Genomic DNA, 25,897 nt, shown 5'->3' with positions numbered 1-25,897 from the left:
AGTGCCGCGATCAGCACCAGCCTTGCGCTGAGGCGTGACGATCATTCGACGGGATGACCGATCGCGGCGGCGAGCTCGCGCAGCAGGCGATCGGAGACCTGGCCGGTGACGGGCATCTTGTGCTCGCGCTCGAATTTCTGGATCGCGGACTGGGTTTCGCCGCCCATCGTGCCCGTGATCTTCAGGTTGCCATAGCCGTATTCGGACAACGCGCGCTGCACGCCGGCGATGCGCCGCGCGGCCGGGCTCTGCTGCGGGATCGGCGCTGGCGGACGGATCGCGGACGGCGGCGTCGACGTCGTCGCCTTGACCAAATTGGTCATGGGATCGTTGCCCGCGCGCGGCGTCGATGCGGTCGCCTCGACCGGCTTCTCAGCGGCGCGCTCGGCAGGTTTCGGCTCGACGCGAAACTCGGTCGCTCTCGGCTCGAGTGGCGAGGTATCGGCGCCGACCGGGCGCGGACGCGGCATGGGATTCGACAGCGGCACCGAGGACGGCGCGGGAAGATTGATCACGGTGCCGAACATCGGTGCCGGATGCCGGCCGGTCTGCAGGAACAGCGCATTGGCGACGATCGCACCGATCGCGGCGACGGCAACGAGGCCGGCCATCGTGTCCTTGGGGCTGTGCAGCAACACGCGCATCACGAGGTTGCGCTCGGTCTCGACATCGATGACCGCAGCCTTGGCACCACGGCGGCGCGGAGCAGCTTCATCCTTGGCAGACTTCTTAGGCACTTTTCTTCACCGGAGCGGGTTGATCGTTGAGTTCTTCGTGAAGTTCTTCGCGAAGCACTTCGTGAAGTTCCTGGCGCGGCACCGGCGTCAAGGTCGTGACCTTGCTCTCGACCGGTTTGGCTTGCGGCGGCGTATAGACGAGCGGCAGCTTGACGGTGACGGCAGTGCCCTCACCCAACCGGCTTTGTACCGTCAATTCGCCGAGATGCAATGCCACGAGACTCTTGACGATGGACAATCCAAGTCCGGTACCTTCGTGACGGCGCTGATAGGTCTTGCCGGCCTGGAAGAACGGCGCGCCGATGCGCTTGAGATCGTCCGGCGCGATGCCGACGCCGGTGTCGCTGATGCGCAGCGTGAGCTGCGATCCGGTCACAGCAGCGGACACGGAGACCTGACCGCCGCGCTCGGTGAACTTGATGGCGTTGGCGACGAGGTTGAGCACGATCTGCTTGAAGGCCCTGGGATCGCCGGTCATGACCGGCAGGTCCTGCGGCGCGTCGGTGACGAGGTCGATGCCGTTCTCCCGCGCCTTCAGCGCCAGCAGATTGCAGCAATGCAATAGCGAAGCGCGCGGCGCGAACGGTTCCGATGCGATCTCGAAATTGCCCGATTCCATCTTGGACATGTCGAGGATGCCGTTGACGACCGAGAGCAGATGCTGGCCGGAATCGTTGATGAGCTGGGCGTATTCCTTGCGCTGGGCCGCGCCCAGCATCAGGGCCTGCTCCTGCGCGATCATCTCGGAGAAGCCGATGATGGCATTGAGCGGCGTGCGCAATTCATGGCTCATGGTGGCGAGGAAGCGCGTCTTGGCGGCATCGGCGGCTTCCGCCGCGCTGCGGGCCTGATCGAGCGCCTGCTCGGAATGCTTGCGATCGGTGACGTCGCGCATCACGGCGACGACTTCGGCCTCGCGGGCGGGATCGCGGCCCTGATCCTGGTCGAGCGGCCGGCAGCGCATCTCGACCCAGATGAAATCGACCTGGCTGCGCTCGGAACCTGCAGGCTCGCGCCGCAACCGGAACTCGACGCTGCGCACCTCGCCGCGCGCGGCGTCCGACAGCGCGGTGAGATAGGCCGGACGATCGGCGACATGGACGCGGTCGAACAGGCCGTGGCCGTGCAGTTGCGCGACTGATAGGCCGAGCATGGCCTCGGCGGCCGGCGAGATGAACTGCACCGCGCCGTTGCGCTGATGCCGCGAGATGACGTCGCTCATGTTGCGCGCGAGCAGGCGGTAGCGCTCCTCCTCGCGCGACAGCAGCGCAACGCTGGTGCGCGCGAGCGATTCCGCGCCGAAGGCAAGGCCCGCTGCATAAAGAGTGGCCGAGGCGACGCCGAAGGCCATCAGCACGCCGCGCTGCGCAGCGCTCGGCTCCTCCACCGGCAGCCAGCCGAGCTGGCTGACGAGGATCAGCATGCCGGCGCAGGACAGCGCGAGCAGCGAGGCGAAGGCCGCGACGCGGCGCGAGGCCGACAGCGCAGCTTCAAGGGGAACCACCACCAGCCAGACCGCGGCAAATGATTCGATACCGCCCGTCGTGATCGCGACCGCCATGATGAGGCCGGAGAGCGCCAGCGATGACAGCACATGCGCGCCCTCGTAACGGCCGGTCCGCGACAGGAACCAGGACAGCATGATCGGCGCGATCAGCCAGGCAAAGGCCGCGACCTCGACCGCGCTCGGCGCGCCACGCATGGCGAGATAGACGGGGAATGCGGCGAACGCTGCCAGGCTGCCCAGCAGCCGCGGCGCCATGAAGGCACGATGGCGCGCTCGCGTCAGCGCATCGTAACGCGCGGAGGGATGCAGCAGCGCATCGAGACAATCGCGGATGATACTCAAAACTGTCACGGGTCTCGCGCTTCGGCTCAATCGTCTTGAGAAGACGCGCCGGAACGCCTCCTTGTCGTTGAGCCACCGTGTCAGAGCGACCTTAAACGAGTGCTAAGGCGACACCGCGCGCGGCCGGACACCGTGTCGTCGCGGAGCTTTTTAGACGATTTGACGACGTCTTCGGTGAGGATGGTGAACACAGGGTTTCAGCGTCCCCAGCATGGTTTCGAATTGGTGGATGCGCCGCCCCCGGAAGGCCACGGGCGGCGGCATCAATGAAAAATTTACGAGACCGGGGCGTGCGAAGATTTTTGCGTCAATTTTCCGCGAATTAAGCTCAAGGCAATCACTTGCGATTTATCGAGGGTTGCTAGGTCCGACGCGCTCTGCGGACATCGCCGCGGCGGGATCTAACGTACAGGTCGACAAGATGCGCTTTCTGCTCCGCATCACATTCTGGCTCGGGCTGGTGCTGGTGCTGCTGCCACGGGACAAGACACCCGAATCGGAGAAGCTGCCGCAGATCGGCGCCGCCGATGCGGTGCAGGCTGCGACCGCGGCCGTCTCCGACATGACCCAGTTCTGCAAGCGACAGCCGGCGGCCTGCGAGGTCGGCGGCCAGGCCGCGACCATCATCGGCCAGCGCGCCCAGGACGGCGCGAAGAAGATCTATCAGATCATCAACGACAAGAAAGAGCAGATCACCAACGACAAGAACGACGGCACCAAGAACGACGGCACCAAGAACGACCATAAGAAGGCACCCGACCATACCGGCTCGATCGCGATGGCCGGCGACGGCGACGCGGCCGCGAGCGAGGCGCCGCGCGACACCCTGACCCAGGACGACCTCGCGCTGGAATGGCGCGGCCCCCAGGCAGCGAATTAGGGCCCAAACCCTATCGATTTCACGGCTTCGCGTCCCTATATTGGCCCTAACGGGAACTGTGGGCCGATATGACGACGATTGACGAAATCAGGGACAATTTCGAGATTCTGGACGAGTGGGACGACCGCTACCGGTACGTCATCGAGCTCGGCCGCACCCTGGAACCGATGCCGGAGGGCGAGCACTCCGCCGAGAACAAGGTGCAGGGCTGCGTCAGCCAGGTCTGGCTGCAGAAGCTGATCGACCGCGATGGTGGCGCGCCGATCCTGAAATATCGCGGCGACAGCGACGCCCATATCGTGCGCGGGCTGGTCGCGATCGTGCTCGCGCTCTATTCCGGCCGCACGCCGCAGGAGATCCTCGCGACCGACGCGATCGCCGTGTTCAACGAGTTCGGCTTCCGCGATCATCTGACCCCGCAGCGCTCCAACGGCCTGCGCTCGATGGTCGAACGCATCAAGACGGATGCGAAAGAGGCGCTGGCGGAAGCTACGTGATGCCGTAGGGTGGGCATAGCGAAGCGTGCCCACCATCTGAGTGCAATTAAAGCAAGCTCGTGGGCACGGCGCTTCGCGCCTTTGCCCACCCTACGAGACCTATCGAGCGGCGGCCTATCACGCCCCCGAACTACTTCCGCTTCCGCTGCTGCTGCCCGAGGCCCATCTGCTTGGCCAGCTGCGAGCGCGCCACCGCGTAGTTCGGCGCGACCATGGGATAGTCGGCGGGCAGGCCCCATTTCTCGCGATACTGCTCCGGCGTCATGTTGTACTGGGTGCGCAGGTGGCGCTTCAGCGACTTGAAGCGCTTGCCGTCCTCCAGACAGACGAGATAGTCGGGCGCGATCGACTTCTTCAGCGACACAGCAGGCTTTGCCGGCTCGAGCGGCGCCGCCTCGGTGCGGCCCGTCGAGACCCGCACCAGGGCGCCATGCACTTGGCTGATCAGGTTCGGAATCTCTGCGGCCGGCGTCGGATTGTTGCCGAGATAGGCCGACACGATAGTCGCCGTCAGCTCGATGAAATTCTTAGCCCCGGCATCCGACATGGGCTTGCCCCTTCCCTGTTGCGCCGCTTGGGATTGACGGCGCCAAAGTATTCCGTGTCAACAATACGTTCGGCGAAAATACGACAACTGGCGAATATGAGCTGACGACTGACGACGAGACAAGAGCGGTCGCGTTTTACTTGCGTGCGCGAGGTCTCAGGACCGTTGATCGAGATGCGCGCGCAACTCGTCGATCGAGGCAAAGCGCATCATGCCCTCCGGCATCTGCGCTTCGATCGAGCCGTCGGAATAGAGCGAATAGGCCATACCGTCGACGATGCCGGACTTGAGCACCGTCACAGGCGGCTGCTCGGCCGCCGGCTCCGGCTCGGCTGCAAGCGGCGGCGGGGGAGCCTCGGTGAAAGTCGAGGGCGAGCGCGGTGGCGGGGACGGACGGCGTGCGACAGCCGGCGGTTCCGGCGGGCGCATGCGATCCGGCTTCGGCCAGGCATCGTCGAAGCTCGCGGGCGGGGTCTCCGGCGCGGCAGGCGCTACGGGCTCCTCAGACGGCGGCGCGCCCTCGGCGGCCTTGGCCTCCGCGCGTTCGCGCTCCTTGCGCGAGGTCGAGGCGAACATCAGGTTGCGACGGCGCGGCGGTTCCGGAGGCGTCGCGGCGACCGGCTCCGGCGGCGACTCGGCGCGCGGACGCTCCCGCGCCGGTGCTTCGCCTAGCCATGGCGGCACCACCGCCGGCGATGGCGGAGGCGTCGGCTCGGCCCGCATGGCCGGAGCAGAGATCGGCTCGGACGAAGGCGCGCCCTGCACCGCCAGGCCCGGCAGCACGGGCCTGACCCGCACCTCGGATGGTGCATCCGCGAGCCGGCGGGCGATCCCCTTCAGCTCCAGCAGCACCAGATGCAGGCCCGCCAGTAACATCCCGGAGCAGACTCCGATCGTGCCGGAGATTATGAGAGTGCTGCCGAGGCTGAATTCCCTGACGGTAAAGCCAAACAGGATCGCAAGGAGGCCCGCCACAACGGCGACAATCCCCACGATCAACATTGCCAAGGTCATCGAACTCACCCCCGGCCGCGCATCCACGCGCGACACCCGTCACGCCACGATACCGTCATACGGCGTTCCACGCCAACGGCGAATTGTGGTCAGCGTTCCTAAAGAGAAGGAAATCAGGGACTTATTCACATTCCCTTCAGCTACGGCTCGCTACTGCTGGTCTGCTCCCGGTTGCAAGGATTTGCTGCGTCGCATCAGGAATTTAGCCATAATGCCCAATTACTTGGTAATGGAACTGCGCTATAGGGAGACCGGGGAAGTGGCCCACGCGCACCAGCAGGGCCAAGAGGGGATTCCGGGTCACCAATAGCCATGACATCCATCACGACTTCGGCGATCGACACGCCTCTACGGCGCTCGGTTGAACGGACTTGCGACGATCTCGCCATGCTGGTGCTGGCTGCGGTCGCCGTGATTGCAGGCTTGACGTTCCGCGACTACGGGCTCGGCTGGGACGATTACACCCACGCTGAATATGCCGACCTGTTGCTGCGCATGTACGGTTCCGGCTTCAAGGACACCGCGGCGCTCTCCTTCGCCAATCTCTACATGTATGGCGGCGGCTTCGACATGGTCGCGGCCCTCTTGCACAAGGTGCTCCCGCTCGAGCTGTTCGAGACGCGCCGCCTGGTCGGAGCCATCGTCGGCGTGATCGGACTTGCGGTGACCTGGCGGCTCGGCCGCCGCATCGGCGGCCCCCTTGCGGGACTTGCCGCGCTCCTGCTGCTCGCGCTGTGCCCGATCTTCTACGGCCACATGTTCATGAATCCGAAGGATGCGCCCTTCGCGGTGGCCATGATCATCCTGATGCTGGGCCTGGTCCGGCTCGCCGAGGAATATCCGCAGCCCTCGCCCCGCACGATCCTGATCGTTGGCTTAGGGGCCGGCCTCGCGCTCGGCTGCCGCGTTCTCGGCGGGCTCGCACTGGTCTACGCCGTCCTCGGCTTCGTCCCGCTGTTCCTGGAGGAACTGCGCACCGAGGGTCTGCGCGAGTCGGTCCGCCGCTTCGCCCATGTCATCTATGTGCTGCTGCCCGGCCTCGTGGTCGGCTATCTCGTGATGGGCCTGATCTGGCCGTGGTCGATCATGGAACCCGGCAATCCCTTCGAGGCGCTGACCTACTTCTCCCACTTCTTCGAGAAGCCGTGGAAGGAGATGTTCGACGGCGCGATCGTGTCGGTGCCCGACATGCCCTGGTCCTATCTGCCGACGCTGTTCGCGCTGCAGCTGCCCGAGGTGATGCTGGTGCTGATGGGCGGCGCCGTGGTCAGCACCTTCGCGCTGCTGCCGCGCGCCGACGTTCCGGCCCGCCGCAAGACCATCCTGCTGATGCTCACGCTGGCTGCGACCCTGCCGCTCGTGATCGCCATGGTGAAGCGTCCCGCGCTCTACAACGGCATCCGCCATTTCGTCTTCGTGATCCCGCCGATGGCGGTGCTGGGCGGCGTCGCCTTCGCCTGGAGCATGGAGCGCCTGCGCGCCAACCACCGCACCTGGCAGCCGGTGGTGCTCGCCACCTTCTGCTTCGGCCTCGCGCTCTCGCTCGCCGAGATGATCCGGCTGCACCCCTACCAGTACACCCACTTCAACCACATCGCCGGCACCGTGCGCGGCGCCGACGACCGCTTCATGCTGGACTATTGGGGCCTCGCGCTGAAGCAGGCCTCGGACGAGCTGCGCGAGCAGCTGGTCGAGCGCCAGGAAGTGCCGCCTGCAAACCGCAAATGGAAGGTCGCGGTGTGCGGTCCTCAGCGCCCGGCGCAGGTTGCGCTCGGGCCCGACTTCACCATCGGCTGGGATTCCAATGCCGCCGATTTCGCCATGACGCTCGGTGAGTTCTACTGCAAGGGCCTCACCGCGCCCGTCCTCGTCGAGATCAAGCGCGACGACGTGGTGTTCGCCCGCGTCTACGACATCCGCGGCCGCAGCATTTCCAGCCTGCTCTCGATCCCCGCGCCGTAAGATCATTGTCCGATCGGACGGTCGCGGAGACGTAACGTCGCGTCGGCTCGAGATCAGTGGTTCTGGAATCCGGAACCTCCAGCGCGCACTCCATGCGGGCTACGCTGAACTGCCGCGCTTGACGCGCCTTGCTGCCAGCCATTTGCAGGACTAGGCTCTCGACCCGCAACAACGAGGTTCGGAGAGAATTGCCATGTCGCCAGCAGAAGCCCGCCTGAGGGAAGTGCCCTCCAACATGACGGAGGCCGAGTGGCAGCAACGCGTCAACCTCGCCGCCTGCTATCGCCTCATCGCGCTGTACGGCTGGGACGATCTGGTCGACACCCACATCTCCGCACGCGTGCCCGGTCCCGACCATCACTTCCTCATCAACCCCTACGGGCTGATGTTCGAGGAGATCACGGCCTCGAGCCTCGTCAAGGTCGACCTGCACGGCCACCAGCTCTCCGAGAGCGAGTACAGCATCAACCCGGCCGGCTTCACCATCCATTCGGCGATCCACGAGGTGCGCGAGGACGCGATCTGCGTGCTGCATCTCCACACGCTCGACGGCACCGCGGTGTCGAGCAGCGCCGAAGGCCTGCTGCCGCTGAACCAGACCGCCCAGCTCGTCACCCACGACCTCGCCTATCACGACTATGAAGGCATCGCGCTCGATCACGACGAGCGGCCGCGTCTGCAGAAGGACCTCGGCGACCACAACCACATGCTCCTGCGCAACCACGGCACGCTGACCGTCGGCCGCTCGGTCGCCTCCGCCTTCGAGCGCATGTACCACCTCGAGCGCGCCTGCTCGATGCAGGTGCGCACACGGGCGCTGGGCACACCGGTGTACCCGGTCGAGGAGATCGCGATCGAGAAGAACACCGAGCTGCTCGCCAACCGCGACCGCGCCGAGCTGCGCGCCAACAACCTCGTGTGGCCGCCGCTGCTGCGCAAGCTCGACCGCGTCAATCCCGGCTACCGCACTTGAGATTTTCCGGATTTGGTGTAGGGTAGCGCTCAACGAACCTCTACGCCTTTTGGAATGAAACGCCGCCCAATTCCGGGCGGCGTTTTTATTTGGGCGAAGCTTCGTAGGGTGGATTAGCCCGCGGCTGCGCGAAGCGCAGTCCGCTGGCGTAATCCACCTCTTCTCTCGATGCGGACGCAAAAGCTGGTGGATTACGCCTTAGGCTAATCCACCCTACGGCACCGAGGATGAAGGTCTCGTGGGCAAAGCGAAGCGTGCCCACGTCTTTCCTCGCGATCGAGACGAATGGTGGGCTTTGCGCCTTTGCCCACCCCACGGCAGCCGTGCCTATTTCACCTCCGCCAGCGCGGCGAGGATGCGGGCCCAGGAGCGGATGCCTTTCTGGAAGCTGCGGAGGTCGTACTTCTCGTTCGGCGAGTGGATGTTGTCGTCGTCGAGGCCGAAGCCGACGAGGAGCGAGTCCAGCCCCAGCGTGCGCTTGAAGTCGGCGACGATCGGGATCGAGGCGCCCGAGCCCATCAGAACGGTCTCCTTGCCCCATTCCTCCGCCAGCGCCTTGCTGGCGGCGGCGAGCGGCTTCATGTTCCAGTCGAGCGCGACCGCGGGCGCGGCGGAGTGGTCGCCGAACTCGACCTTGCAGTCGCCGGGTAGGCGCGCCGTCACGTAGTCGCGGAACGCCTTGCGGATCTTTGCGGGGTCCTGCCCTTCGACCAGGCGGAACGAGACCTTGGCCGAGGCATGCGAGGGGATCACCGTCTTGGAGCCTTCGCCGATATAGCCGCCCCAGATGCCGTTGACGTCGCAGGTCGGACGCGAGGAGGCCTGCTCGATCAGCAGCCGGCCCTTCTCGCCGGCAGGGATCGACAGGCCGATCGGCTTCAGGAACATCTCCGGCGTCAGACTGAGCTTCTTCCACTGCTCCAGGATATCGGGCGGCAGATCCTTCACCCCGTCATAGAAGCCGGGAATGGTGATGCGGTTGTCGTCGTCGAACAGGCCGCCGAGAATCCTGGTGAGCACCCGGATCGGATTCATCGCGCTGCCGCCGAACACGCCGGAATGCAGATCGCGATTGGCGGCGGTGATCTTCAGCTCCTCATAGAGCAGGCCGCGCAGCGAGGTCGTGATCGCGGGCGTGTTGCGGTCCCACATGCCGGTGTCGCAGACCAGCACGTAATCCGCCTTGAACTCGTCCTTGTTGGCCTCGATGAACGGCACGAAATTCTTCGAGCCGACCTCCTCCTCGCCTTCGATCAGGAAGGTGACATCGATCGGCAGCGATCCCGTCACCTTCTTCCAGGCGCGGCAGGCCTCGACGAAGGTCATCACCTGGCCCTTGTCGTCCTCGGCACCGCGCGCGACGATGATCTTGCGGCCGTCGGCGTGGTCGGTGACGACGGGCTCGAACGGCGGGCGATGCCAGAGATCGAGCGGATCGACCGGCTGCACGTCGTAATGGCCGTAGAAGATCACATGCGGCCGTCCGCCCATTGCGGTTTTGCCGACGATCGCGGGATGGCCGGCGGTCGGCCTCACTTCGGTCGTAACACCGAGGCTGGCGATGTCCTTGGCGAGATGCTCTGCCGCCGCCTTGCAATCGGCGGCAAAGGCCGGATCGGCGGAGATCGACTTGATCCGCAACAGCGAGAACAGACGCTCCAGGCTGTTGTCAAAATCCTTGTCGATGTGGTCGAGCACGGATTGAAGCTGCGCATTGGCCATGGTCGGATTCCCGATTGTTGATCTCAAGACGTGTTAGGACGTCTTGTTAGGATGTCTTGGCTTTTACCGCCGTCGCAGGCCCGGAGCCAGTCGCAACCGGTGGATGGCGGATGTGCCATGCGAGCGCACCGGCCAGAATGGCGGTCGCGAGCAGGTTGTTGCCCCAGGCCTGCAGGACGTTCGGAAACCACGGCAGCGACAGCAGCATGAGGATGCCCGCAGCGCCGAGCGCAAGCCAGGTTCCCAACCGCACATTCGGTCGCTCGTCGAAGGCGGCGCGATGCATCAGCACCGTCATCGGGAAGAACAGCCACATGAAGTAGTATTGCCGCGCCAGCGGCGAGGCCACGGTCATCAGGCAGAACAGGATGCCTAGCTCCTCGGCATCCGAGCGCAGCGTCCGTCGCGCTTGCGATGGCATCACCGCGATGAAGCCGAGCCCGAGCAGCACCGATACCGCCAGCACGATCCAGTTCGCTGTCCTGTAATCGACGTCGATGACATTCATCGTGCGCGGCAGCTTGTTGGGGTCTTCCTGATTGTAGTTGATCGGCCGGACCAGGCGGTGCGTCACGGCGATGAGCGACTGATTGACCCACGACCAGTTCTGCTCATCGCGCTGGCCAAAGCCTTTTTCGGAGCTCGACCCGACCATGCCTTGATACCAGGTTGCAAGTTCGGCCGCGTTGCGCTCGAAACCGCGGATCGGGGCCGGCACGACATAGAGAAGGATGCCGGTGAAGGCGACCGTCGCGGCGACGGCGGCCCACTTCCTGCGCCACATCAGATAGGGCAGCACCGCGATCGGAAACATCTTGATGGCGGTGGCGAGCGCGAACATGAAGCCTGCGAGCCACGACCGCTGATGCTGCAGGCTCCAGAAGCCGTAGAGCATCATCGCCAGCAGCAGAAGATTCGGCTGACCGAGATCGAACATGTCGAACACGAAGGTCACTGTGACGAAAGCCGGCAGAGCCTCGAGCCAAGGGCCAGCCGTGCGGCCCGAACCGGTCATCGCATTGGACAATGTCCCCGTGTACCACCATGCCAGCGCATTCAGGATCGACAGCACGATGTAGAGCGGGATCTTGCCGAACCAGCTCGGGATCGCCAGCAGGATCGCAGGCAGCGGCGGATAGATGAATTCAAAATACGAGCGGATGTCGGCGGGATAGAGCGACCCGCCGTTCAGAACCTGCTGCCCGGCCCAGTACCACAGCCGGTAGTCCTTGGTCTTGCCGTGGCCGAAGATCTCCGGAACGAGAACGTCGGCCGTCAGGATGACGCAGCAGATCAGGAAGAGCACGTCCAGCGGCGCGCGCAGAGACAGGCGTCTCGGCGCATCAGGCTTGGGGAATGGGTCGGTCGAGGTCACATTATGTCCAGTCGGCAACAAACAGCACGTAGCAGACCGGCGCGGGCTTGGAGAGCCCCTCACTTGAAATTGTGGTGGTGGTGATGGGTCGTTTCCCCGCGGCCATCCTTCGAGATGCCCGCCTGCGGCGGGCTCCTCAGGATGAGGTCTCGTTTCGCGGCAAGAATCTCAGACCCTCATGGTGAGGAGCCCGTGCAGCGGGCGTCTCGAACCATGCAAGTCAAGCCGACCGAACACAGATTGCCCCCAATCGGGCTTTCTGCCTATCTCCGAAGCAACCCGCCGAGCGCGCCCCGGACCAGGGTACGGCCGATCGAGCCGCCGAGCTGGCCGCCGATCGACTTGCCGACATTGGCGGCCAGCCCGCCAATCACCTGGTTGGTGACCGATCGCGTCACGTCGCGCGCAATGACCTGGCCGGTCGAAAGGCGGCCGCGCTTGACGTTGGTGCCGAAAATGGTGCCGACGATCGAGCCGATCTGGCCGAGGATGCCGCCTCCGCTTTCGCCGGCCGGACCGTCGGCCGTGGCCGCAGTGCCGGCGATGCGCTTCTGAAGCATCTCGTAGGCGGATTCGGCGTCGACGGCGGTGTCATATTTGCCCTTCACCGGGCTCGCATCCATGATCGCCTTGCGCTCTTCCGGCGTGATCGGCCCGATCCGGGCCGAGGGTGGCCGGATCATCACCCGCTCGACCATCGTCGGCGTGCCGTTGCCCTCGAGGAAGGACACCAGCGCCTCGCCCTTGCCGAGCTCCGTGATCACCTTGGCGGTGTCGAGCTTCGGGTTGGGACGGAAGGTCTGGGCCGCGGCCGCAACCGCCTTCTGGTCACGCGGGGTGAAGGCGCGCAACGCATGCTGCACGCGGTTGCCGAGCTGGCCGAGCACGCGGTCCGGCACGTCGATCGGGTTCTGCGTCACGAAGTAGACGCCCACCCCCTTCGAGCGGATCAGACGTACCACCTGCTCGATCTTGTCCATCAGCGCCTTGGGCGCGTCGTTGAACAACAGATGCGCCTCGTCGAAGAAGAACACCAGCTTTGGCTTCGGCAGATCGCCGGCCTCGGGCAGCTCCTCGAACAGCTCGGACAGCATCCACAACAGGAATGTCGCATAAAGCCGCGGGCTCTGCAGCAGCTTGTCGGCGACCAGGATGTTGACCATGCCGCGGCCGTCGCGATCGGTCTTCATGAAATCCTTCAGCGCCAGCGCCGGCTCGCCGAAGAACTTGCTGCCGCCCTGATTCTCCAGCACCAGGAGCTGGCGCTGGATGGTGCCGACCGTGGCCTTGGTGACGTTGCCGAAGCCCTGCGCCTCCTTCTTGATATCGCCAAGCGGGCTTTCCTCGGCATCCGTCCCCTTCTTCCCGCTATCGGGCACGATGGCGTCGAGCAGCGCGCGCAGATCCTTCATGTCGATGAGGGTGAGCCCGTTGTCGTCGGCGACGCGGAAGGCGACGTTGAGCACGCCTTCCTGCACATCGTTGAGGTCGAGCATGCGCGCGAGCAGCAGCGGCCCCATCTCGGTGACGGTCGCCCGCACCGGATGGCCCTGCTCGCCGAACACGTCCCAGAACACCGTCGAGAACTGGTCGGGCTGGAATTTCAGCCCCATCTCGGAAGCGCGCTTGACGATGAAGTCCTTAGGCACCCCGACCTCGGAGATGCCGGAGAGATCGCCCTTGATGTCGGAGGCGAAGACCGGGACACCGGCGCGCGCAAATCCTTCCGCCATGACTTGCAGCGACACCGTCTTGCCGGTTCCGGTTGCGCCGGTGACGAGGCCATGGCGATTGGCCAGCGCCAGCGTCAGCCATGCCTGCTCGTCTCCCTTGCCGACGAAGATCTTGTCGTCAGTGTCGCCGAGCTTGCTGTCCTGTGCCGTCATTATTCTCTCTGATCTCTATGCCGTGTTTCGCGTATTGAAACCCAAAGGCGCCAGTTCCGCAGTTTAACGCATGTCGCGCGCCGATTAAAACCGTTCAACGCGCCCCAAACATGCGACATTGTCGGAAACAAGCGGGCGACATCAGCCGAAAGTTGGAACGAGGCGTTCGCACCGCGGTAATTTCTTGCAGATTCCATCTCCGCTCGTGCATCGCTGCAACACTTTTCGCGCGTTCGGGAGTGAATCGGATCGTTCGTCGCGTTCATCGCTTGTATTTCACATCGCACCGGCTCAAGATCATTTTCGAAAACAATACTCCGGCATGTGAACCGGCTGAGGGGCAGGCCATATGGACGAGCTGATCGGACGGCTGGCGGCGAACGCCAGCATAGATAGTGCTGTCGCCGAAAAAACCGTCGGCATTATCCTGGGCTTTCTCCGCAGCGAGGGCCCTTCCGAGAACGTCGAAGCCCTCATCAATCAGATTCCCGGCGCGGAAGCGGCGATCGAGGCGTCCAAGAGCGGCGGCGGACTGTCGCGGCTGATGGGCGGCGGCCTGATGGCCGTCGGCACGCGCCTGATGGGGCTGGGTCTTGGCATGTCCGAGATTCAGACCATTGCCCGTGAACTTTTCCGCTACGGCCGAGACAAAATCGGAGCGGATCAGATGGGCAAGATCATCGCGGGGACGCCGGGCCTCAGCCAATTCGCCTGAGCGACGCTTTTCATATCGAGCATCATGACATATCCGATCTCCGAGATTGAGGGCCTGCCCGCCTTTGCCGCCAACAAGCTGAAGGCGCAGGGTATCCGCACAACCGAGGCGCTGCTCGAGGCCGCCTCGACCGTGAAGGGCCGCAAGGCGCTGTCCGCCAAGACCGGCATCAGCGAGCAACTGCTGCTGGAATGGGCCAACGTCTCCGACTACATGCGCATCCCCGGCATGGGCCGGGCCAAGGTCGGCCTGGTCCGCGCCGCCGGCGTCACCACCGTGCGCGAGCTCTCCTATCGAAATCCGGCGAGGCTCGCCCAGAGCATGCGCGAGGCCAACGAGAAGAAGAAGCTCGTCCGCATCCTGCCGTCGGAGAAGTCGGTCGGCGACATCATCGCCAAGGCCAAGAAGCTGCCGCCGAAGATCACGTATTGATCAGCTACGCTCCATCCCCGTCATCCTGAGGTGCGAGACGTGCGGCGCGCAGCGTCGCGCGGGGAGCCTCGAAGGATGAGCGGCCACGCTGCCGCCACGCCGCAACAGCCGGGCCGTCGCCCTTCGAGGGCCGCTGAAGAAGCGGCCACCTCAGGGTGACGGTGAGAGAGTGCCGTAGCCATCGACGCCCCCAATCCCGGCTTGACTCCCCCTCCCCGACAGCGCAATCCCACGCGCATGAATGCCTCGCCCTCCCCATCCGTCGCGCCGGCCGGCTCGGCCGGGCCTGATGCGTTGCGGACGCTCGTGGGCCGGCCGATCCCGGCGGTGATGGGCGTGCTCAACGTCACCCCGGATTCCTTCTCCGACGGCGGAAAATTCATCACGCCGGAACAGGCGCTGAAGCGGGCGCGGGCGATGATGGAGGCTGGCGTCGACATCATCGATATCGGCGCCGAATCCACCCGGCCCTACACCGGCGCCAAGGCCGTCACGGCCGCGGACGAGCTTGCCCGGCTGAAGCCGGTGCTGTCAGGCGTCGTCGCGCTCGGCGTTCCCGTGTCGATCGACAGCATGAAGGCCGAGGTGGTGCAATTCGCGCTCGACCAGGGCGCGGTGATCGCCAACGACGTCTGGGGCCTGCAACGCGACGCCGACATGGCGCCGCTGATCGCAGCAAAGGGCGTCCCCGTCATCGTCATGCACAACCGCGACAGCGTCGATCCCGCCATCGACATCGTCGCGGACATGAAAGCATTCTTCCTGCGCTCGCTGGATATCGCCGCAAAAGCCGGCATCGCGCGCGAAAAAATCGTGCTCGATCCTGGCATCGGCTTTGGCAAGACGGCCGAGCAGAGCATGATCGCACTGGCCCGGCTGCGCGAGCTCGACAGGTTCGGCCTGCCGATCCTGGTTGGTGCCTCGCGAAAACGCTTCATCGCCTCGGTGTCGCCGTCGGAGCCATCGGAGCGACTCGCCGGCTCGATCGCCGCGCATCTGATCGCCGCGCAGCGCGGCGCCAAAATCATCCGGACCCACGACGTCGCCGAGACCTTGCAGGCCCTGCGGGTGGCACACGCAATCGAGAGCAAGCAATGACCGATACGATCTTCGTGACCGGCCTGTCGATCCATGCGCGCCATGGTGTGATGGATCATGAAACCGAAGTCGGCCAGCGCTTCGTCATCGACCTCGAACTCTACACCGACCTGTCGGAGCCTTCGCGCACCGACCGGCTCGCCGACACGGTGTCCTACGCCGAAGTCGTGGCGACCACGACGGCGGCGTTCAAGAACACCAATTACAAGCTGCTGGAAGGCGCGGCCGGCGCGGTCGCCGACGCCATCCTGTCGCACTTCCCGCGCATCCGTGCGGTGAAGATCACCGTGCACAAGCCGCACGCGCCGATCGCGGCGATCTTCGACGATGTCGGCATCATGCTGACGCGCTCGCGGCATCCCTGATATGGGAAACGTGCTGATCGCGCTGGGTGGCAATGTCGGCGATGTCCGCGCGACGTTCAAAAAGGCGATCTCGCACATCTGCGGCATGGCGCAGGCCGCACTGATCGCGCGCTCCTCGGACTATGCGACGCCGCCCTGGGGCGACGAGGACCAGGCCCCCTTCATCAATGCCTGCGTCGAGATCGAGACCAGCCTCGATCCGCATGCGCTGCTGTTCGTGATGCAGAAGGTCGAGCAGAAATTCGGCCGCACGCGAGCCAAGGAGCGGCCCTGGGGCCCGCGCACGCTCGATCTCGACATGATCGCCTATGACGATGTCAGCTTGCAGAAGCCCGACCTCACGCTGCCGCATCCGCGCCTGTTCGAGCGCGCCTTCGTGCTGGTGCCGCTGGCCGAAATCGCGCCGGACCGCGTGATCTCGGGCATTCGTGTGCGTGACGGGCTTGCCAGCGTCTCGACGCAAGGCATTGAGCGGCTTCCGGATACCGGTTAACCAAAAACAACCGTTTGCAGGGACGGTCCGCCGTGGCAATTTCGCCTGCGAATAACAAGATTTTCGGGAGCCCCTCGCCGCATGACCTCCGTGACTGACGACCTGCCGCTGGCGGCGGATTTTCCCAAGGCCACCGTCGAAGACTGGCGCAAGCTGGTCGACGGCGTGCTGAGGGGCGCGCCGTTCGAGAAGCTGGTCGGCAGGACCTATGACGGAATCAAGATCGATCCGCTCTATCCGCGCGCCAGTGGCGTTGCGCCCGTGGCGGGCCGGCCGGCGGCGGCGCCGTGGCAGATCGTGCAGCGGATCGACCATCCCGACGCCGCGCTCGCGAATGCGCAGGCCTTGCAGGATCTGGAGAACGGCGCGACGGGGCTCGCGTTGGTGTTCGCCGGCGCCAACGGCGCTCGCGGTTTCGGCCTGGAACCTACGGCCGATGCGGTCGCAAAGGTCTTGAAGGACATTCATCTCGACGCCGGGATCGGTATCGAGCTCGAGATCGGTCCGCAATCGCGGATGGCCGCGATCCATGTCGCGGAATATGTGAAGAGCAACGGTCTCGATCCCGCCGCCTGCAACATCCGCTTCGGGCTCGATCCGCTCGCGGCCGGCGCGGTGTGGGGCCACAGCCCTTATACGTGGGAGGAGATCGTTCCCGCCGTCACCGGTGCCATCAAGGGTCTCGCCGCGCTCGGCTTCAAGGGACCGTTTGCCTCCGCCGACGGACGCGTGGTCCACGATGCCGGTGGCTCCGAGGTGCAGGAGCTCGCTTTCGTGCTCGCCTGCGGCGTCGCGTATCTGCGCGCGATCGAAGGCGCAGGCGTTCCGCTGGAAGCCGCGCAGGGCATGGTCTATGCGCGGCTCTCTGCTGATGCCGACCAGTTCCTGACCATGGCCAAATTCCGCGCGCTGCGCCTGTTGTGGGCGCGCATCGAGACGGCTTGCGGGCTCGCGCCAAAGCCGCTGTTCATTGCCGCCGATACGGCGTGGCGCATGCTGACGCAGCGCGACCCTTACGTGAACATGCTGCGCGCGACCATGGCGACGTTCGCGGCGGGACTCGCCGGCGCCAATGCCATCACCGTGCTGCCGCACACGCTGGCACTCGGCCTGCCCGATCCGTTTGCGCGGCGCGTGGCGCGCAACACGCAGCTCCTGCTGCTGGAGGAGAGCAATCTCGCCAAGGTCAGCGATCCCGCGGCCGGCGCCGGCGGCATCGAGACGCTGACGGCGCAGCTGTGCGAAGCGGCCTGGGCGCTGTTCCAGGAGAGCGAAAAAGCCGGCGGCGCCTTTGCCGCGCTCCAGCAGGGCCTGTTCCAGGGCAAGGTCGCAGCCGCGCGCAAGGCGCGCGATGCCAACATCGCCAAGCGCCGCGACATTCTGACCGGCGCCAGCGAGTTTCCGAACCTGCAGGAGAGCGAGACGGCGGTGCTGAAGGCAACGTCTGTTACGCTCGCGCCGTACGGCGAGCAGAAATACAAGTTCGAGGCGCTGCCGCCGATCCGGCTGGCAGAGCCGTTCGAGGCGCTACGCGACAAGTCCGATGCAACGCTGAAGGCGCACGGGGCGCGGCCAAAGGTGTTTTTGGCCAATCTCGGCACGCCCGCCGATTTCACCGCGCGCGCGACCTTTGCGAAGAGCTTCTTCGAGGCCGGCGGCATCCAGGCCGTCGACAGCGAGGGTTTTGCCGATCCGGCCAAGCTGGCCGCCGCCTTCAAGGCATCCGGCGCCGCGCTTGCCTGCCTTTGTTCCAGCGACAAGGTCTATGCGGAACACGCCGAAGCTGCGGCGAAGGCCCTGCAATCGGCCGGCGGGCGACATATCTATCTGGCAGCCCGCCCGGCTGAGGCCGAGGCGGCGCTACGGGCCGCCGGCGTCACGGGTTTTGTCTTCGCCGGGGGCGATGCGCTTGCCACGCTGCAAGACGCCTATCGACGGATGGAAATGGCATGACCGAGACCAGCAAACCCGTTCTCACCGGTGGCTGCCAATGCGGCGCGGTGCGCTTTGCGCTGACGGCGACGCCGAACAAGATTTCGATCTGCCACTGCCGGATGTGCCAGAAGGCCAGCGGCGCGCCGTTCGCCTCCTTCGCCGATATCGAGAAGACCGACTTTGCCTGGACCAAGGGTACGCCATCGGCGTTCCAATCCTCGTCGATCGCAATGCGCGATTTCTGCGCCGCCTGCGGCACGCCCCTGAGCTTCCGCCGCATCGATGGCCCGCGCATCGAGATCATGACCGGCGCCTTCGACCGGCCGGACCACGTGGTGCCGACACGGCAATATGGCACCGAATCCCGGCTCGGCTGGGTGGTGGGCATCGCCAACCTGCCGAGCCAGACCACACAACAGAATTACGGCCCGGAGAAGATGGCGACCATCGTCAGCCGTCAGCATCCGGATCATGATTGAGCGAAATGATGAGGCGCGAGGAGCACGTGCGATCGTGGATGCGCAGGAAGAGCTTGCCACTCTCGAGGCCGAACGCGATCGGTTGCTTGCCGTGGTAGCCTACCATCGCGTGCCGGCTTACTCAGAGAGCAAGGACGATGCAAAGCCATGGTCGATATTCGGCTTTGAGTTTACCCTCTCGGATCTAGTTGGAGCTCTTATTGCACCGACATTTGCCGGCCGGCCCGCAGGAGAGCCTCAAGTACTTCAACGCCTTGCAGAGTGTGAAGCCCGGATTGTAAAATTGAAGACAGCTGGTTCGCCGTCGGACAAGCAAAGACAGGTTTAGGGACTCAAGGAATGAGCCGCATTCCCAATTTCGCTGAAATCGCATTCGAGCGTGGCACCACCGCCGCACCAACCGGCAGCGCCGAGCCGTGGCTGACGCCCGAGGGCATTCTGGTGAAATCAGCCTATGGCGAGGCGGATCTCGCCGGGCTCGACTTTCTCGAGACCTATCCCGGCATCGCGCCCTATCTGCGCGGCCCCTACCCGACCATGTACGTCAACCAGCCCTGGACCGTCAGGCAATATGCCGGCTTCTCGACGGCGGAGGATTCCAACGCGTTCTACCGCCGCAACCTGGCTGCCGGGCAGAAGGGCCTCTCGGTCGCCTTCGACCTCGCCACCCATCGCGGCTACGACTCTGACCATCCGCGCGTCGGCGGCGATGTCGGTATGGCCGGCGTCGCCATCGATTCCATCTACGACATGCGCACGCTGTTCGCGGGCATTCCGCTCGACCAGATGAGCGTGTCCATGACCATGAACGGCGCTGTGCTGCCGATCCTCGCGCTGTACGTCGCCGCCGCCGAGGAACAGGGCGTGCCACCGGAAAAGCTCTCGGGCACCATTCAGAATGACATTCTGAAAGAGTTCATGGTGCGCAACACCTACATCTATCCGCCCGCGCCCTCGATGCGGATCATCTCGGACATCTTCGCCTACACCTCGCAGAAGATGCCGAAATACAATTCGATCTCGATCTCCGGCTATCACATGCAGGAGGCCGGCGCGACGCAGGACCTCGAGCTCGCCTATACGCTCGCCGACGGCGTCGAATATCTGCGTGCCGGTCTCGCCGCGGGCCTCGACGTCGACCGCTTCGCACCGCGGCTGTCGTTCTTCTGGGCGATCGGCATGAACTTCTTCATGGAAGTCGCCAAGCTGCGCGCCGCGCGCCTGCTTTGGGCGAAGCTGCTCAAACCGTTCAATCCGAAAGATCCTCGCTCGCTCTCGCTGCGCACGCATAGCCAGACCTCCGGCTGGTCGCTGACCGCACAGGACGTCTTCAACAACGTGATGCGCACGACGGTGGAGGCGATGGCGGCCACCCAAGGCCACACCCAGTCGCTGCACACCAATGCGCTCGACGAGGCGCTGGCGCTGCCGACCGATTTCTCGGCGCGCATCGCCCGCAACACGCAGCTGTTCCTGCAGCAGGAGAGCGGCACCACCCGTATCATCGATCCCTGGGGCGGCTCGTATTACGTCGAGCGTCTCACGCGCGATCTCGCGGCCAAGGCGTGGGGCCACATCCAGGAGGTCGAGGAGCTCGGCGGCATGGCGAAGGCCATCGAGGCCGGTGTGCCCAAGCTGCGCATCGAGGAGGCCTCGGCCAAGACCCAGGCCCGCATCGATGCCGGCAAGCAGGCGGTGATTGGCGTCAACAAGTACAAGCCGACCGACGAGGTCCCGATCGAGATCCTCAAGGTCGACAACACCAACGTTCGCCGGCTCCAGATCGACAAGCTGACGCGGCTGAAGTCCGAGCGCAACCAGAAGGACGTCGATGCCGCGCTCGCCGCGCTGACGCGGTCGGCCGGCGAAGGCAACGGCAATCTGCTCGCGCTCGCCATCGACGCGGCACGCGCGAAGGCAACCGTCGGCGAAATCTCTGACGCAATGGAGAAAGTGTTCGGCCGCCACCGCGCCGAAATAAAATCCATCACCGGCGTCTACAAGCGGGAGGCGTCCAGCATGGGCAATCAGGTCGAGAAGGTTCAGGCGCTGATCGACGCGTTCGAGGAGGCCGAGGGCCGCCGCCCGCGCATCCTGGTCGCCAAGATCGGCCAGGACGGCCACGACCGCGGCCAGAAGGTGATCGCATCGGCGTTTGCCGATATCGGCTTCGACGTCGACATCGGACCGCTGTTCGCGACCGCCGATGAGGCCGCGCGGCAGGCGGTCGAGAACGACGTGCACATCCTCGGCGTCTCCTCGCTGGCCGCCGCCCACCTCACCGCCGTACCGGAGCTGAAGGCCGCGCTGAAGAAGCAGGGCCGCGACGACATCATGATCATCGTCGGCGGCGTGGTGCCGCCGCAGGATTACGACGCGCTCTACGCGGCCGGCGCCGAGGCCATCTTCCCACCCGGCACCGTGATCGCGGATGCGGCCGAGGAGCTGATCCGGAAGCTGAACGCGCGGCTCGGGCATAGCGAGGCGGCGGAGTAAATGCTAGACTGGCCGCGTAACCGGCCAGATTGTATCATGACACGTGACGAGATCGTCGCTGCGATACGCAAGAACGCAGATGCCATCAAGGGCAAGGGCGTGTCGAAGCTTGCCGTATTGGGTTTACGCGCCAATGAGGATTACCGCCCGGACGATGACATCGACGTCCTTGTCGAGGTCGAACCGGAGACATCCTTCTCGCTGCTCAATTTGATCGATGTCGAGCAGATCATCGAGGATGCGACTGGCTTGCAGACGCAGGCGACCGTCCGGCACTCCATTTCACCTCGCTTTGTGGAGCGCATTGCGGGCGACATTTTCGAAATATTCTGACGCCCACGCAGGAACACTTCCCTTGAAATTCATCATCAGCCTGAGCGTTGCGATGGCGCTTATCGCAACGTGCGCAACAACGGCTTTCGCAGCCGACCCGAAACCCGACGCCGTCATCAAGACCAAGAGCATCGAAGCGCGCGTCTTCCTCGACGACAGGATCAAGGCCGATGCGGCGCTGGCGGCGGATTGCCTGACCGAGGCCAGGAAGTGGCTCGACAAGAACGCAGCCGAGGCGGCCGCCTCGCGCAAAGAGGATCCGCAGCTCTTCAAGGGCGGCGGCTGGGATTTCGAGCGCAAATATGCGATCCGTTCGGTCGTCGCCGACCGCTATGTCAGCGTCCTGCGCAACGACTACATGGACACCCACGGCGCCCATCCCAACTCGGACGTGAATACGATCCTGTGGGACAGGACGGCCAACAAGCGCATCTCGATCCGCCCGTTCTTCACCGAGACCGCCGACAACGGCCCGACGATGAAGGCGATGATGAAAGCCGTGATCGCGTCGCTGAAAATCGAGAAGAAGAAGCGCGACACCAGCGAGACCGCGACCGACGAATGGTTCAAGGGCGTGGAGCCGAGCCTGCTTAGGATCGGCGCGGTGACGCTCGCCCCGTCGACCGAGGCGGGCAAGAGCTCCGGGCTCACCTTCCACTATCCGCCTTACGCGGTCGGCCCCTACGCCGAGGGCGAATATGTCGCATTCGTGCCGTGGGAGACGCTGAAGCCCTACCTCACCGCGGAAGGCGCGCGCGTCTTCGGCGGCGCACGCCCGAAGGGCGATGCGGACGAGCCGCAGTGATCATGTTTTGAGCAGCACCGCGTTGCTCACAGCGCGGTGGTAGCGCTACCTTGCAGCCGCGCTGCAAAGCCGACTAGAATGCCGCCATTGACAAGAGCGCCCGGTGTTACGGGCGCCGCTGGGAGGCATTCATGTCCAAGATTTCGCGCCGCACCTTTGCGGCTTCGACCGCTGCGGTTGCAGCATCCGCCGCATTCGGCTTCAAGCCGGCACTGGCGCAGGCCTATCCGGCCCGGCCGGTCACCGTGATCGTGCCCTGGGGCGCGGGCGGCGGCACGGACGCCACCGCGCGCATTGTCGCAGCTCTGCTGGAAAAAGACCTCGGCCAGCCCTTCAACGTCGTCAACCGCACCGGTGGCTCCGGCGTGGTCGGCCACAGCGCGATCGCGACCGCGCAGCCCGACGGCTACACCATCGGCATGCTGACGGTCGAGATCTCGATGATGCACTGGCAGGGCCTCACCGAGCTGACGCCGAAGAGCTACACCCCGCTGGCGCTGATGAACGAGGATCCGCCTGGCATCCAGGTCTCCTCCTCCTCGCCGTACAAGACGGTGAAGGAGCTCGCCGAGGCGATCAAGGCGGCCCCTCCCGGCAAGTTCAAGGCCTCCGGCACCGGCCAGGGCGGCATCTGGCACCTGGCGCTGGTCGGCTGGATGCAGGCGATGGGCCTGCCCGCCAACCAGGTCGCCTGGGTGCCCTCGAACGGCGCGGCCCCGGCGATGCAGGATCTCGCCGCCGGCGGCCTCGACCTCACCACCTGCTCGGTGCCGGAGGCGCGCGCCATCATCGAGGCCGGCAAGGCCAGGAGCCTCGCCATCATGGCGCCGGCGCGCAACCCGATCTTCAAGGACGTGCCGACGCTGAAGGAGGCGATGGGCATCGACTACGCGACCGGCGCCTGGCGCGGCATCGGCGCGCCCAAGAACCTGCCGCCGGAGATCGCAACCAAGCTCACCGCGGCGCTGAAGAAGGTCTACGACTCCGCCGAGTTCAAGGACTTCATGAGCAACCGCGGCTTCGGCACCGTGTGGGGCGATGCCGGCCAGTTTGCCAGCTTCATGGACAAGGGCGACGCCCAGATGGGCGAAGCGATGAAGGCCGCGGGTTTGAGCAAGGCTTGATGTTCGGGTGAGGGGGATCTCCGCGAGTTCAACTCTCACCATCAGCGCGGAAAGTCCCCTCACCCCAACCCTCTCCCCGTAAGAACGGGGAGAGGGAGAAGAAACCCCACAGGACCCCTCCCATGCGTCTTCCCGACTCCGTCACGGGATCGTTTCTCGTCGTGCTCGGCGCGGCTGCCGCCTATGGCGGCTACATCCTGCCGCCGGTGCCGGGACAGCCGGTCGGCCCCAACGTGTTTCCGCTGGTGATCGGCACGGGCCTCGCACTGTGCGGGGCCGCGATCGTGTTCGGCATCGGGCATTCCTTCGAGGAGGAGGAAGAGCTGGTCCCGCTCGAGGACGGCCAGGCCGCTGCCCCGCCGCCGCAGGGAAAGCTGTACGGGCTGCGCGCGCTGCTGCCGCCGGCGCTGCTGCTGTTCTACGTCTTTGCCGCCGACCGGCTCGGCTTCATCATCACGGCTGCGATCATGGTCTATGTCACCTCGACCGCGCTCGGGGCGAAATGGAAGCTGGCGCTGCCGCTCGCCGCGCTGTCGCCCTTCGCCATCCACCTCATCTTCGGCAAGCTCTTGCGCGTGCCGCTGCCCGCCGGCCTGTTGCCGACGCCCTGGTAATCCCATGCTGAAAACCCTGCTTGACGCCTTCGCGCTGATCTCCACCTGGGAGGTCATCATCGCGATGTTTGCGGCCTCCGTGTACGGCCTCGTCATCGGCTCGCTGCCGGGCCTGTCGGCGACAATGGCGACCGCCCTGCTCGTCCCCGTCACCTTCTACCTGTCGCCGATCGCGGCGATCGCGACCATCGTGGCGGCATCCTCGATGGCGATCTTCTCCGGCGACATCCCCGGCGCGCTCTTGCGCATTCCCGGCACGCCCGCCTCCGCCGCCTATGCGGACGAAGCCTATGCCATGACGCGCAAGGGCCAGGCCGAGCTCGCGCTCGGTGCCGGCGTGTGGTTCTCCGCGGTCGGCGGCATCGCCGGCGTGCTGTCGCTGATGATCCTGGCGCCGCCGCTCGCCGAGATCGCGCTGTCGTTCTCGACCTTCGAATATTTCTGGCTGGCGCTGCTCGGCCTGATGTGCGCCACCCTGGTGGCGCGCTCCTCGCCGGTGAAGGCGATCGCCGGCATGTTCATCGGCCTGCTGGTCTCCTGCATCGGCATCGAGAACCCCGGCGGCGTGCCGCGCTTCACCTTTGGGATCACCGACCTGTTCGGCGGCATCGAGCCGATCCCGGCCCTCGTCGGCGTGTTCGCGGTGGCGCAGGTGATGCGCGCAATGCTGACGCCCGAACCGCCGCCGCTGCCGCGACGAAAATTCGGTAGCATCATGGCCGGGCAGTGGAAGCTGACGAAGCTCTATCACTGGCAGATGACGCGCGGGAACATCGTCGGCATCATCATCGGCGTGCTGCCCGGCGCCGGCGCCGACATGGCGGCGTGGGTCTCCTACGCGATGTCCAAGCGTTTCTCCAAGGAGAAGGAAAAGTTCGGCACCGGCCATGTCGAGGGCCTGGTCGAGGCCGGCGCCAGCAACAATGCCAGCATCGCCTCCGGCTGGGTGCCCTCGCTGCTGTTCGGCATCCCCGGCGACACCATCGCCGCGATCGCGATCGGCGTGCTCTACATGAAGGGCCTCAATCCGGGCCCGACGCTGTTCACCGAGAAGGCGTCGAGCATGTATGCGATCTATCTGATGTTCATCATCGCGAACATTCTGATGATCCCGCTCGGCATCGCCATGATCCGCGTCGCGGCCTACATCCTGCTGGCGCCGCGCTCGACCGTGATGCCGATCATCATGCTGTGCTGCGCCGTCGGCTCGTTCGCGATCGGCAACAACATGTTCGGCGTGGTCACCGTCGCCGCCTTCGGCGTGATCGGCTACGTCATGGAAGCCAACGGCTATCCGGTCGCCGCGATGGTGCTCGGCATCGTCATGGGCACCATGGTCGAGCAGGCCTTCGTCACCTCGCTGATCAAGTCCGACGGCAGCATCCTGCCGTTCTTCGAGCGCCCCGTCGCGGCGATCCTCGCCGCCATGGCGATCGGCGCGCTGCTCTGGCCGGTGATGGTGTGGGTGTGGCGGAAGGTGAAGCCGGCGCAGACAGTCGCGGCAACGACCCGGTGATATCGGGCGGGCGGGCCTCGCCTGTCTCCCCTCGGCGTTGTAAAGCAGGG

General features: G+C 65.2%; 25 protein-coding genes. 18 read left to right on the top strand and 7 right to left on the bottom strand.

The genetic code is table 11. From position 1 onward, the window contains the following. Window positions 1-41: 41 nt before the first annotated feature. Window positions 42-737, bottom strand: coding sequence for a peptidoglycan-binding domain-containing protein (locus JQ603_RS27405; protein WP_212343813.1), 696 nt, complete (start codon window positions 735-737; stop codon window positions 42-44). After that, complete coding sequence (locus tag JQ603_RS27400; RefSeq protein WP_212343812.1) at window positions 730-2,595, bottom strand: PAS domain-containing sensor histidine kinase; 1,866 nt, start codon at window positions 2,593-2,595, stop codon at window positions 730-732. Before JQ603_RS27400 ends, JQ603_RS27405 begins: the two co-directional genes overlap by 8 nt. 412 nt (window positions 2,596-3,007) lie before the next feature. Here JQ603_RS27400 and JQ603_RS27395 point away from each other — a divergent pair, with 412 nt between their 5' ends. Together JQ603_RS27395 and JQ603_RS27390 are read left to right on the top strand one after the other, a co-directional pair. Beyond that, entirely contained in the window at window positions 3,008-3,466 is a 459-nt protein-coding gene (locus tag JQ603_RS27395) for a DUF5330 domain-containing protein (RefSeq protein WP_212343811.1), read from the top strand. A 68-nt stretch (window positions 3,467-3,534) separates the two neighbouring features. Then, window positions 3,535-3,963, top strand: coding sequence for a SufE family protein (locus JQ603_RS27390; RefSeq protein ID WP_212343810.1), 429 nt, complete (start codon window positions 3,535-3,537; stop codon window positions 3,961-3,963). Between the two features lie 130 nt (window positions 3,964-4,093). On the opposite strand, the gene JQ603_RS27385 is transcribed toward JQ603_RS27390, so the two are convergent. Then, entirely contained in the window at window positions 4,094-4,510 is a 417-nt protein-coding gene (locus JQ603_RS27385) for a MucR family transcriptional regulator (RefSeq protein ID WP_212343808.1), read from the bottom strand. Window positions 4,511-4,666: 156 nt separating this feature from the next. Beyond that, entirely contained in the window at window positions 4,667-5,524 is an 858-nt protein-coding gene (locus JQ603_RS27380; RefSeq protein WP_212343806.1) for a DUF308 domain-containing protein, read from the bottom strand. A gap of 312 nt (window positions 5,525-5,836) precedes the next feature. Here JQ603_RS27380 and JQ603_RS27375 point away from each other — a divergent pair, with 312 nt between their 5' ends. Together JQ603_RS27375 and JQ603_RS27370 are read left to right on the top strand one after the other, a co-directional pair. Then, window positions 5,837-7,486, top strand: coding sequence for a glycosyltransferase family 39 protein (locus tag JQ603_RS27375; RefSeq protein WP_212343804.1), 1,650 nt, complete (start codon window positions 5,837-5,839; stop codon window positions 7,484-7,486). Window positions 7,487-7,679: 193 nt separating this feature from the next. Further along, window positions 7,680-8,459 (top strand): class II aldolase/adducin family protein, encoded by a 780-nt coding sequence (locus JQ603_RS27370; RefSeq protein ID WP_212343802.1) that lies wholly within the window; start codon window positions 7,680-7,682, stop codon window positions 8,457-8,459. Between the two features lie 327 nt (window positions 8,460-8,786). Here the strand turns inward: JQ603_RS27370 and JQ603_RS27365 are convergent, their stop codons facing one another. The 3 genes from JQ603_RS27365 to JQ603_RS27355 all read right to left on the bottom strand — a co-directional run bounded on the left by JQ603_RS27365 (window position 8,787) and on the right by JQ603_RS27355 (window position 13,442). Further along, entirely contained in the window at window positions 8,787-10,181 is a 1,395-nt protein-coding gene (locus JQ603_RS27365; RefSeq protein WP_212343800.1) for a M20/M25/M40 family metallo-hydrolase, read from the bottom strand. A 46-nt stretch (window positions 10,182-10,227) separates the two neighbouring features. Continuing rightward, window positions 10,228-11,556, bottom strand: coding sequence for a glycosyltransferase family 87 protein (locus JQ603_RS27360; RefSeq protein WP_212343798.1), 1,329 nt, complete (start codon window positions 11,554-11,556; stop codon window positions 10,228-10,230). A gap of 263 nt (window positions 11,557-11,819) precedes the next feature. After that, window positions 11,820-13,442 (bottom strand): helicase HerA-like domain-containing protein, encoded by a 1,623-nt coding sequence (locus tag JQ603_RS27355; protein WP_212343796.1) that lies wholly within the window; start codon window positions 13,440-13,442, stop codon window positions 11,820-11,822. A gap of 349 nt (window positions 13,443-13,791) precedes the next feature. On the opposite strand from JQ603_RS27355, the gene JQ603_RS27350 reads away from it, so the two are divergent. The 14 genes from JQ603_RS27350 to JQ603_RS27285 all read left to right on the top strand — a co-directional run bounded on the left by JQ603_RS27350 (window position 13,792) and on the right by JQ603_RS27285 (window position 25,847). Then, window positions 13,792-14,157 carry a DUF2267 domain-containing protein gene (locus tag JQ603_RS27350; protein ID WP_212343795.1) on the top strand — a complete coding sequence of 122 codons (366 nt, stop codon included), beginning with the start codon at window positions 13,792-13,794 and terminating at the stop codon, window positions 14,155-14,157. A 24-nt stretch (window positions 14,158-14,181) separates the two neighbouring features. Next, window positions 14,182-14,589 carry a DUF4332 domain-containing protein gene (locus JQ603_RS27345; protein WP_212343794.1) on the top strand — a complete coding sequence of 136 codons (408 nt, stop codon included), beginning with the start codon at window positions 14,182-14,184 and terminating at the stop codon, window positions 14,587-14,589. Between the two features lie 237 nt (window positions 14,590-14,826). Further along, the gene (folP, locus tag JQ603_RS27340) at window positions 14,827-15,687 is read left to right on the top strand and encodes a dihydropteroate synthase (RefSeq protein WP_212343793.1); all 861 of its coding nucleotides are present in this window, start codon (window positions 14,827-14,829) and stop codon (window positions 15,685-15,687) included. Further along, complete coding sequence (folB, locus tag JQ603_RS27335) at window positions 15,684-16,052, top strand: dihydroneopterin aldolase (RefSeq protein ID WP_080136778.1); 369 nt, start codon at window positions 15,684-15,686, stop codon at window positions 16,050-16,052. The genes folP and folB overlap by 4 nt, the downstream gene beginning before the upstream one ends. Before the next feature lies 1 nt (window position 16,053). Next, window positions 16,054-16,545 carry a 2-amino-4-hydroxy-6-hydroxymethyldihydropteridine diphosphokinase gene (gene folK, locus JQ603_RS27330; protein WP_212343792.1) on the top strand — a complete coding sequence of 164 codons (492 nt, stop codon included), beginning with the start codon at window positions 16,054-16,056 and terminating at the stop codon, window positions 16,543-16,545. A gap of 81 nt (window positions 16,546-16,626) precedes the next feature. Beyond that, window positions 16,627-18,498: a methylmalonyl-CoA mutase subunit beta gene (locus JQ603_RS27325; protein WP_212343783.1), complete on the top strand. Its 1,872-nt coding sequence runs from the start codon at window positions 16,627-16,629 to the stop codon at window positions 18,496-18,498. Next, entirely contained in the window at window positions 18,495-18,959 is a 465-nt protein-coding gene (locus JQ603_RS27320) for a GFA family protein (RefSeq protein ID WP_212343782.1), read from the top strand. Before JQ603_RS27325 ends, JQ603_RS27320 begins: the two co-directional genes overlap by 4 nt. Continuing rightward, window positions 18,952-19,287 carry a hypothetical protein gene (locus JQ603_RS27315; RefSeq protein WP_212343781.1) on the top strand — a complete coding sequence of 112 codons (336 nt, stop codon included), beginning with the start codon at window positions 18,952-18,954 and terminating at the stop codon, window positions 19,285-19,287. Before JQ603_RS27320 ends, JQ603_RS27315 begins: the two co-directional genes overlap by 8 nt. Before the next feature lie 11 nt (window positions 19,288-19,298). Further along, a complete protein-coding gene (scpA, locus tag JQ603_RS27310; RefSeq protein ID WP_212343780.1) occupies window positions 19,299-21,455 on the top strand; it encodes a methylmalonyl-CoA mutase in 2,157 nt (718 codons plus the stop codon). A gap of 36 nt (window positions 21,456-21,491) precedes the next feature. Next, window positions 21,492-21,788: a nucleotidyltransferase family protein gene (locus JQ603_RS27305; RefSeq protein WP_212343779.1), complete on the top strand. Its 297-nt coding sequence runs from the start codon at window positions 21,492-21,494 to the stop codon at window positions 21,786-21,788. Between the two features lie 52 nt (window positions 21,789-21,840). Then, the gene (locus tag JQ603_RS27300) at window positions 21,841-22,593 is read left to right on the top strand and encodes an RsiV family protein (protein ID WP_212343890.1); all 753 of its coding nucleotides are present in this window, start codon (window positions 21,841-21,843) and stop codon (window positions 22,591-22,593) included. Window positions 22,594-22,724: 131 nt separating this feature from the next. Further along, window positions 22,725-23,717 carry a tripartite tricarboxylate transporter substrate binding protein gene (locus tag JQ603_RS27295; protein WP_212343778.1) on the top strand — a complete coding sequence of 331 codons (993 nt, stop codon included), beginning with the start codon at window positions 22,725-22,727 and terminating at the stop codon, window positions 23,715-23,717. Window positions 23,718-23,839: 122 nt separating this feature from the next. Further along, window positions 23,840-24,331 (top strand): tripartite tricarboxylate transporter TctB family protein, encoded by a 492-nt coding sequence (locus JQ603_RS27290; protein ID WP_212343777.1) that lies wholly within the window; start codon window positions 23,840-23,842, stop codon window positions 24,329-24,331. Window positions 24,332-24,335: 4 nt separating this feature from the next. Beyond that, window positions 24,336-25,847: a tripartite tricarboxylate transporter permease gene (locus JQ603_RS27285; RefSeq protein ID WP_212343776.1), complete on the top strand. Its 1,512-nt coding sequence runs from the start codon at window positions 24,336-24,338 to the stop codon at window positions 25,845-25,847. The last annotated feature ends 50 nt before the right edge of the window (window positions 25,848-25,897 follow it).

It is taken from the genome of Bradyrhizobium liaoningense (assembly GCF_018130825.1).
GTDB lineage: Bacteria > Pseudomonadota > Alphaproteobacteria > Rhizobiales > Xanthobacteraceae > Bradyrhizobium > Bradyrhizobium liaoningense_B.
Note: the sequence above shows the minus strand (reverse complement) of the source record. Positions and strands in the feature narration are given on the sequence as shown.

Coding starts and splice junctions, on each gene's coding strand:
- JQ603_RS27395 (WP_212343811.1), top strand. CDS start 3,008: ATGCGCTTTCTGCTCCGCATCACATTCTGGCTCGGGCTGGTGCTGGTG.
- JQ603_RS27390 (WP_212343810.1), top strand. CDS start 3,535: ATGACGACGATTGACGAAATCAGGGACAATTTCGAGATTCTGGACGAG.
- JQ603_RS27385 (WP_212343808.1), bottom strand. CDS start 4,510: ATGTCGGATGCCGGGGCTAAGAATTTCATCGAGCTGACGGCGACTATC.
- JQ603_RS27380 (WP_212343806.1), bottom strand. CDS start 5,524: ATGACCTTGGCAATGTTGATCGTGGGGATTGTCGCCGTTGTGGCGGGC.
- JQ603_RS27375 (WP_212343804.1), top strand. CDS start 5,837: ATGACATCCATCACGACTTCGGCGATCGACACGCCTCTACGGCGCTCG.
- JQ603_RS27370 (WP_212343802.1), top strand. CDS start 7,680: ATGTCGCCAGCAGAAGCCCGCCTGAGGGAAGTGCCCTCCAACATGACG.
- JQ603_RS27365 (WP_212343800.1), bottom strand. CDS start 10,181: ATGGCCAATGCGCAGCTTCAATCCGTGCTCGACCACATCGACAAGGAT.
- JQ603_RS27355 (WP_212343796.1), bottom strand. CDS start 13,442: ATGACGGCACAGGACAGCAAGCTCGGCGACACTGACGACAAGATCTTC.
- JQ603_RS27350 (WP_212343795.1), top strand. CDS start 13,792: ATGGACGAGCTGATCGGACGGCTGGCGGCGAACGCCAGCATAGATAGT.
- JQ603_RS27345 (WP_212343794.1), top strand. CDS start 14,182: ATGACATATCCGATCTCCGAGATTGAGGGCCTGCCCGCCTTTGCCGCC.
- folP (WP_212343793.1), top strand. CDS start 14,827: ATGAATGCCTCGCCCTCCCCATCCGTCGCGCCGGCCGGCTCGGCCGGG.
- folB (WP_080136778.1), top strand. CDS start 15,684: ATGACCGATACGATCTTCGTGACCGGCCTGTCGATCCATGCGCGCCAT.
- folK (WP_212343792.1), top strand. CDS start 16,054: ATGGGAAACGTGCTGATCGCGCTGGGTGGCAATGTCGGCGATGTCCGC.
- JQ603_RS27325 (WP_212343783.1), top strand. CDS start 16,627: ATGACCTCCGTGACTGACGACCTGCCGCTGGCGGCGGATTTTCCCAAG.
- JQ603_RS27320 (WP_212343782.1), top strand. CDS start 18,495: ATGACCGAGACCAGCAAACCCGTTCTCACCGGTGGCTGCCAATGCGGC.
- JQ603_RS27315 (WP_212343781.1), top strand. CDS start 18,952: ATGATTGAGCGAAATGATGAGGCGCGAGGAGCACGTGCGATCGTGGAT.
- scpA (WP_212343780.1), top strand. CDS start 19,299: ATGAGCCGCATTCCCAATTTCGCTGAAATCGCATTCGAGCGTGGCACC.
- JQ603_RS27305 (WP_212343779.1), top strand. CDS start 21,492: ATGACACGTGACGAGATCGTCGCTGCGATACGCAAGAACGCAGATGCC.
- JQ603_RS27300 (WP_212343890.1), top strand. CDS start 21,841: ATGGCGCTTATCGCAACGTGCGCAACAACGGCTTTCGCAGCCGACCCG.
- JQ603_RS27295 (WP_212343778.1), top strand. CDS start 22,725: ATGTCCAAGATTTCGCGCCGCACCTTTGCGGCTTCGACCGCTGCGGTT.
- JQ603_RS27290 (WP_212343777.1), top strand. CDS start 23,840: ATGCGTCTTCCCGACTCCGTCACGGGATCGTTTCTCGTCGTGCTCGGC.
- JQ603_RS27285 (WP_212343776.1), top strand. CDS start 24,336: ATGCTGAAAACCCTGCTTGACGCCTTCGCGCTGATCTCCACCTGGGAG.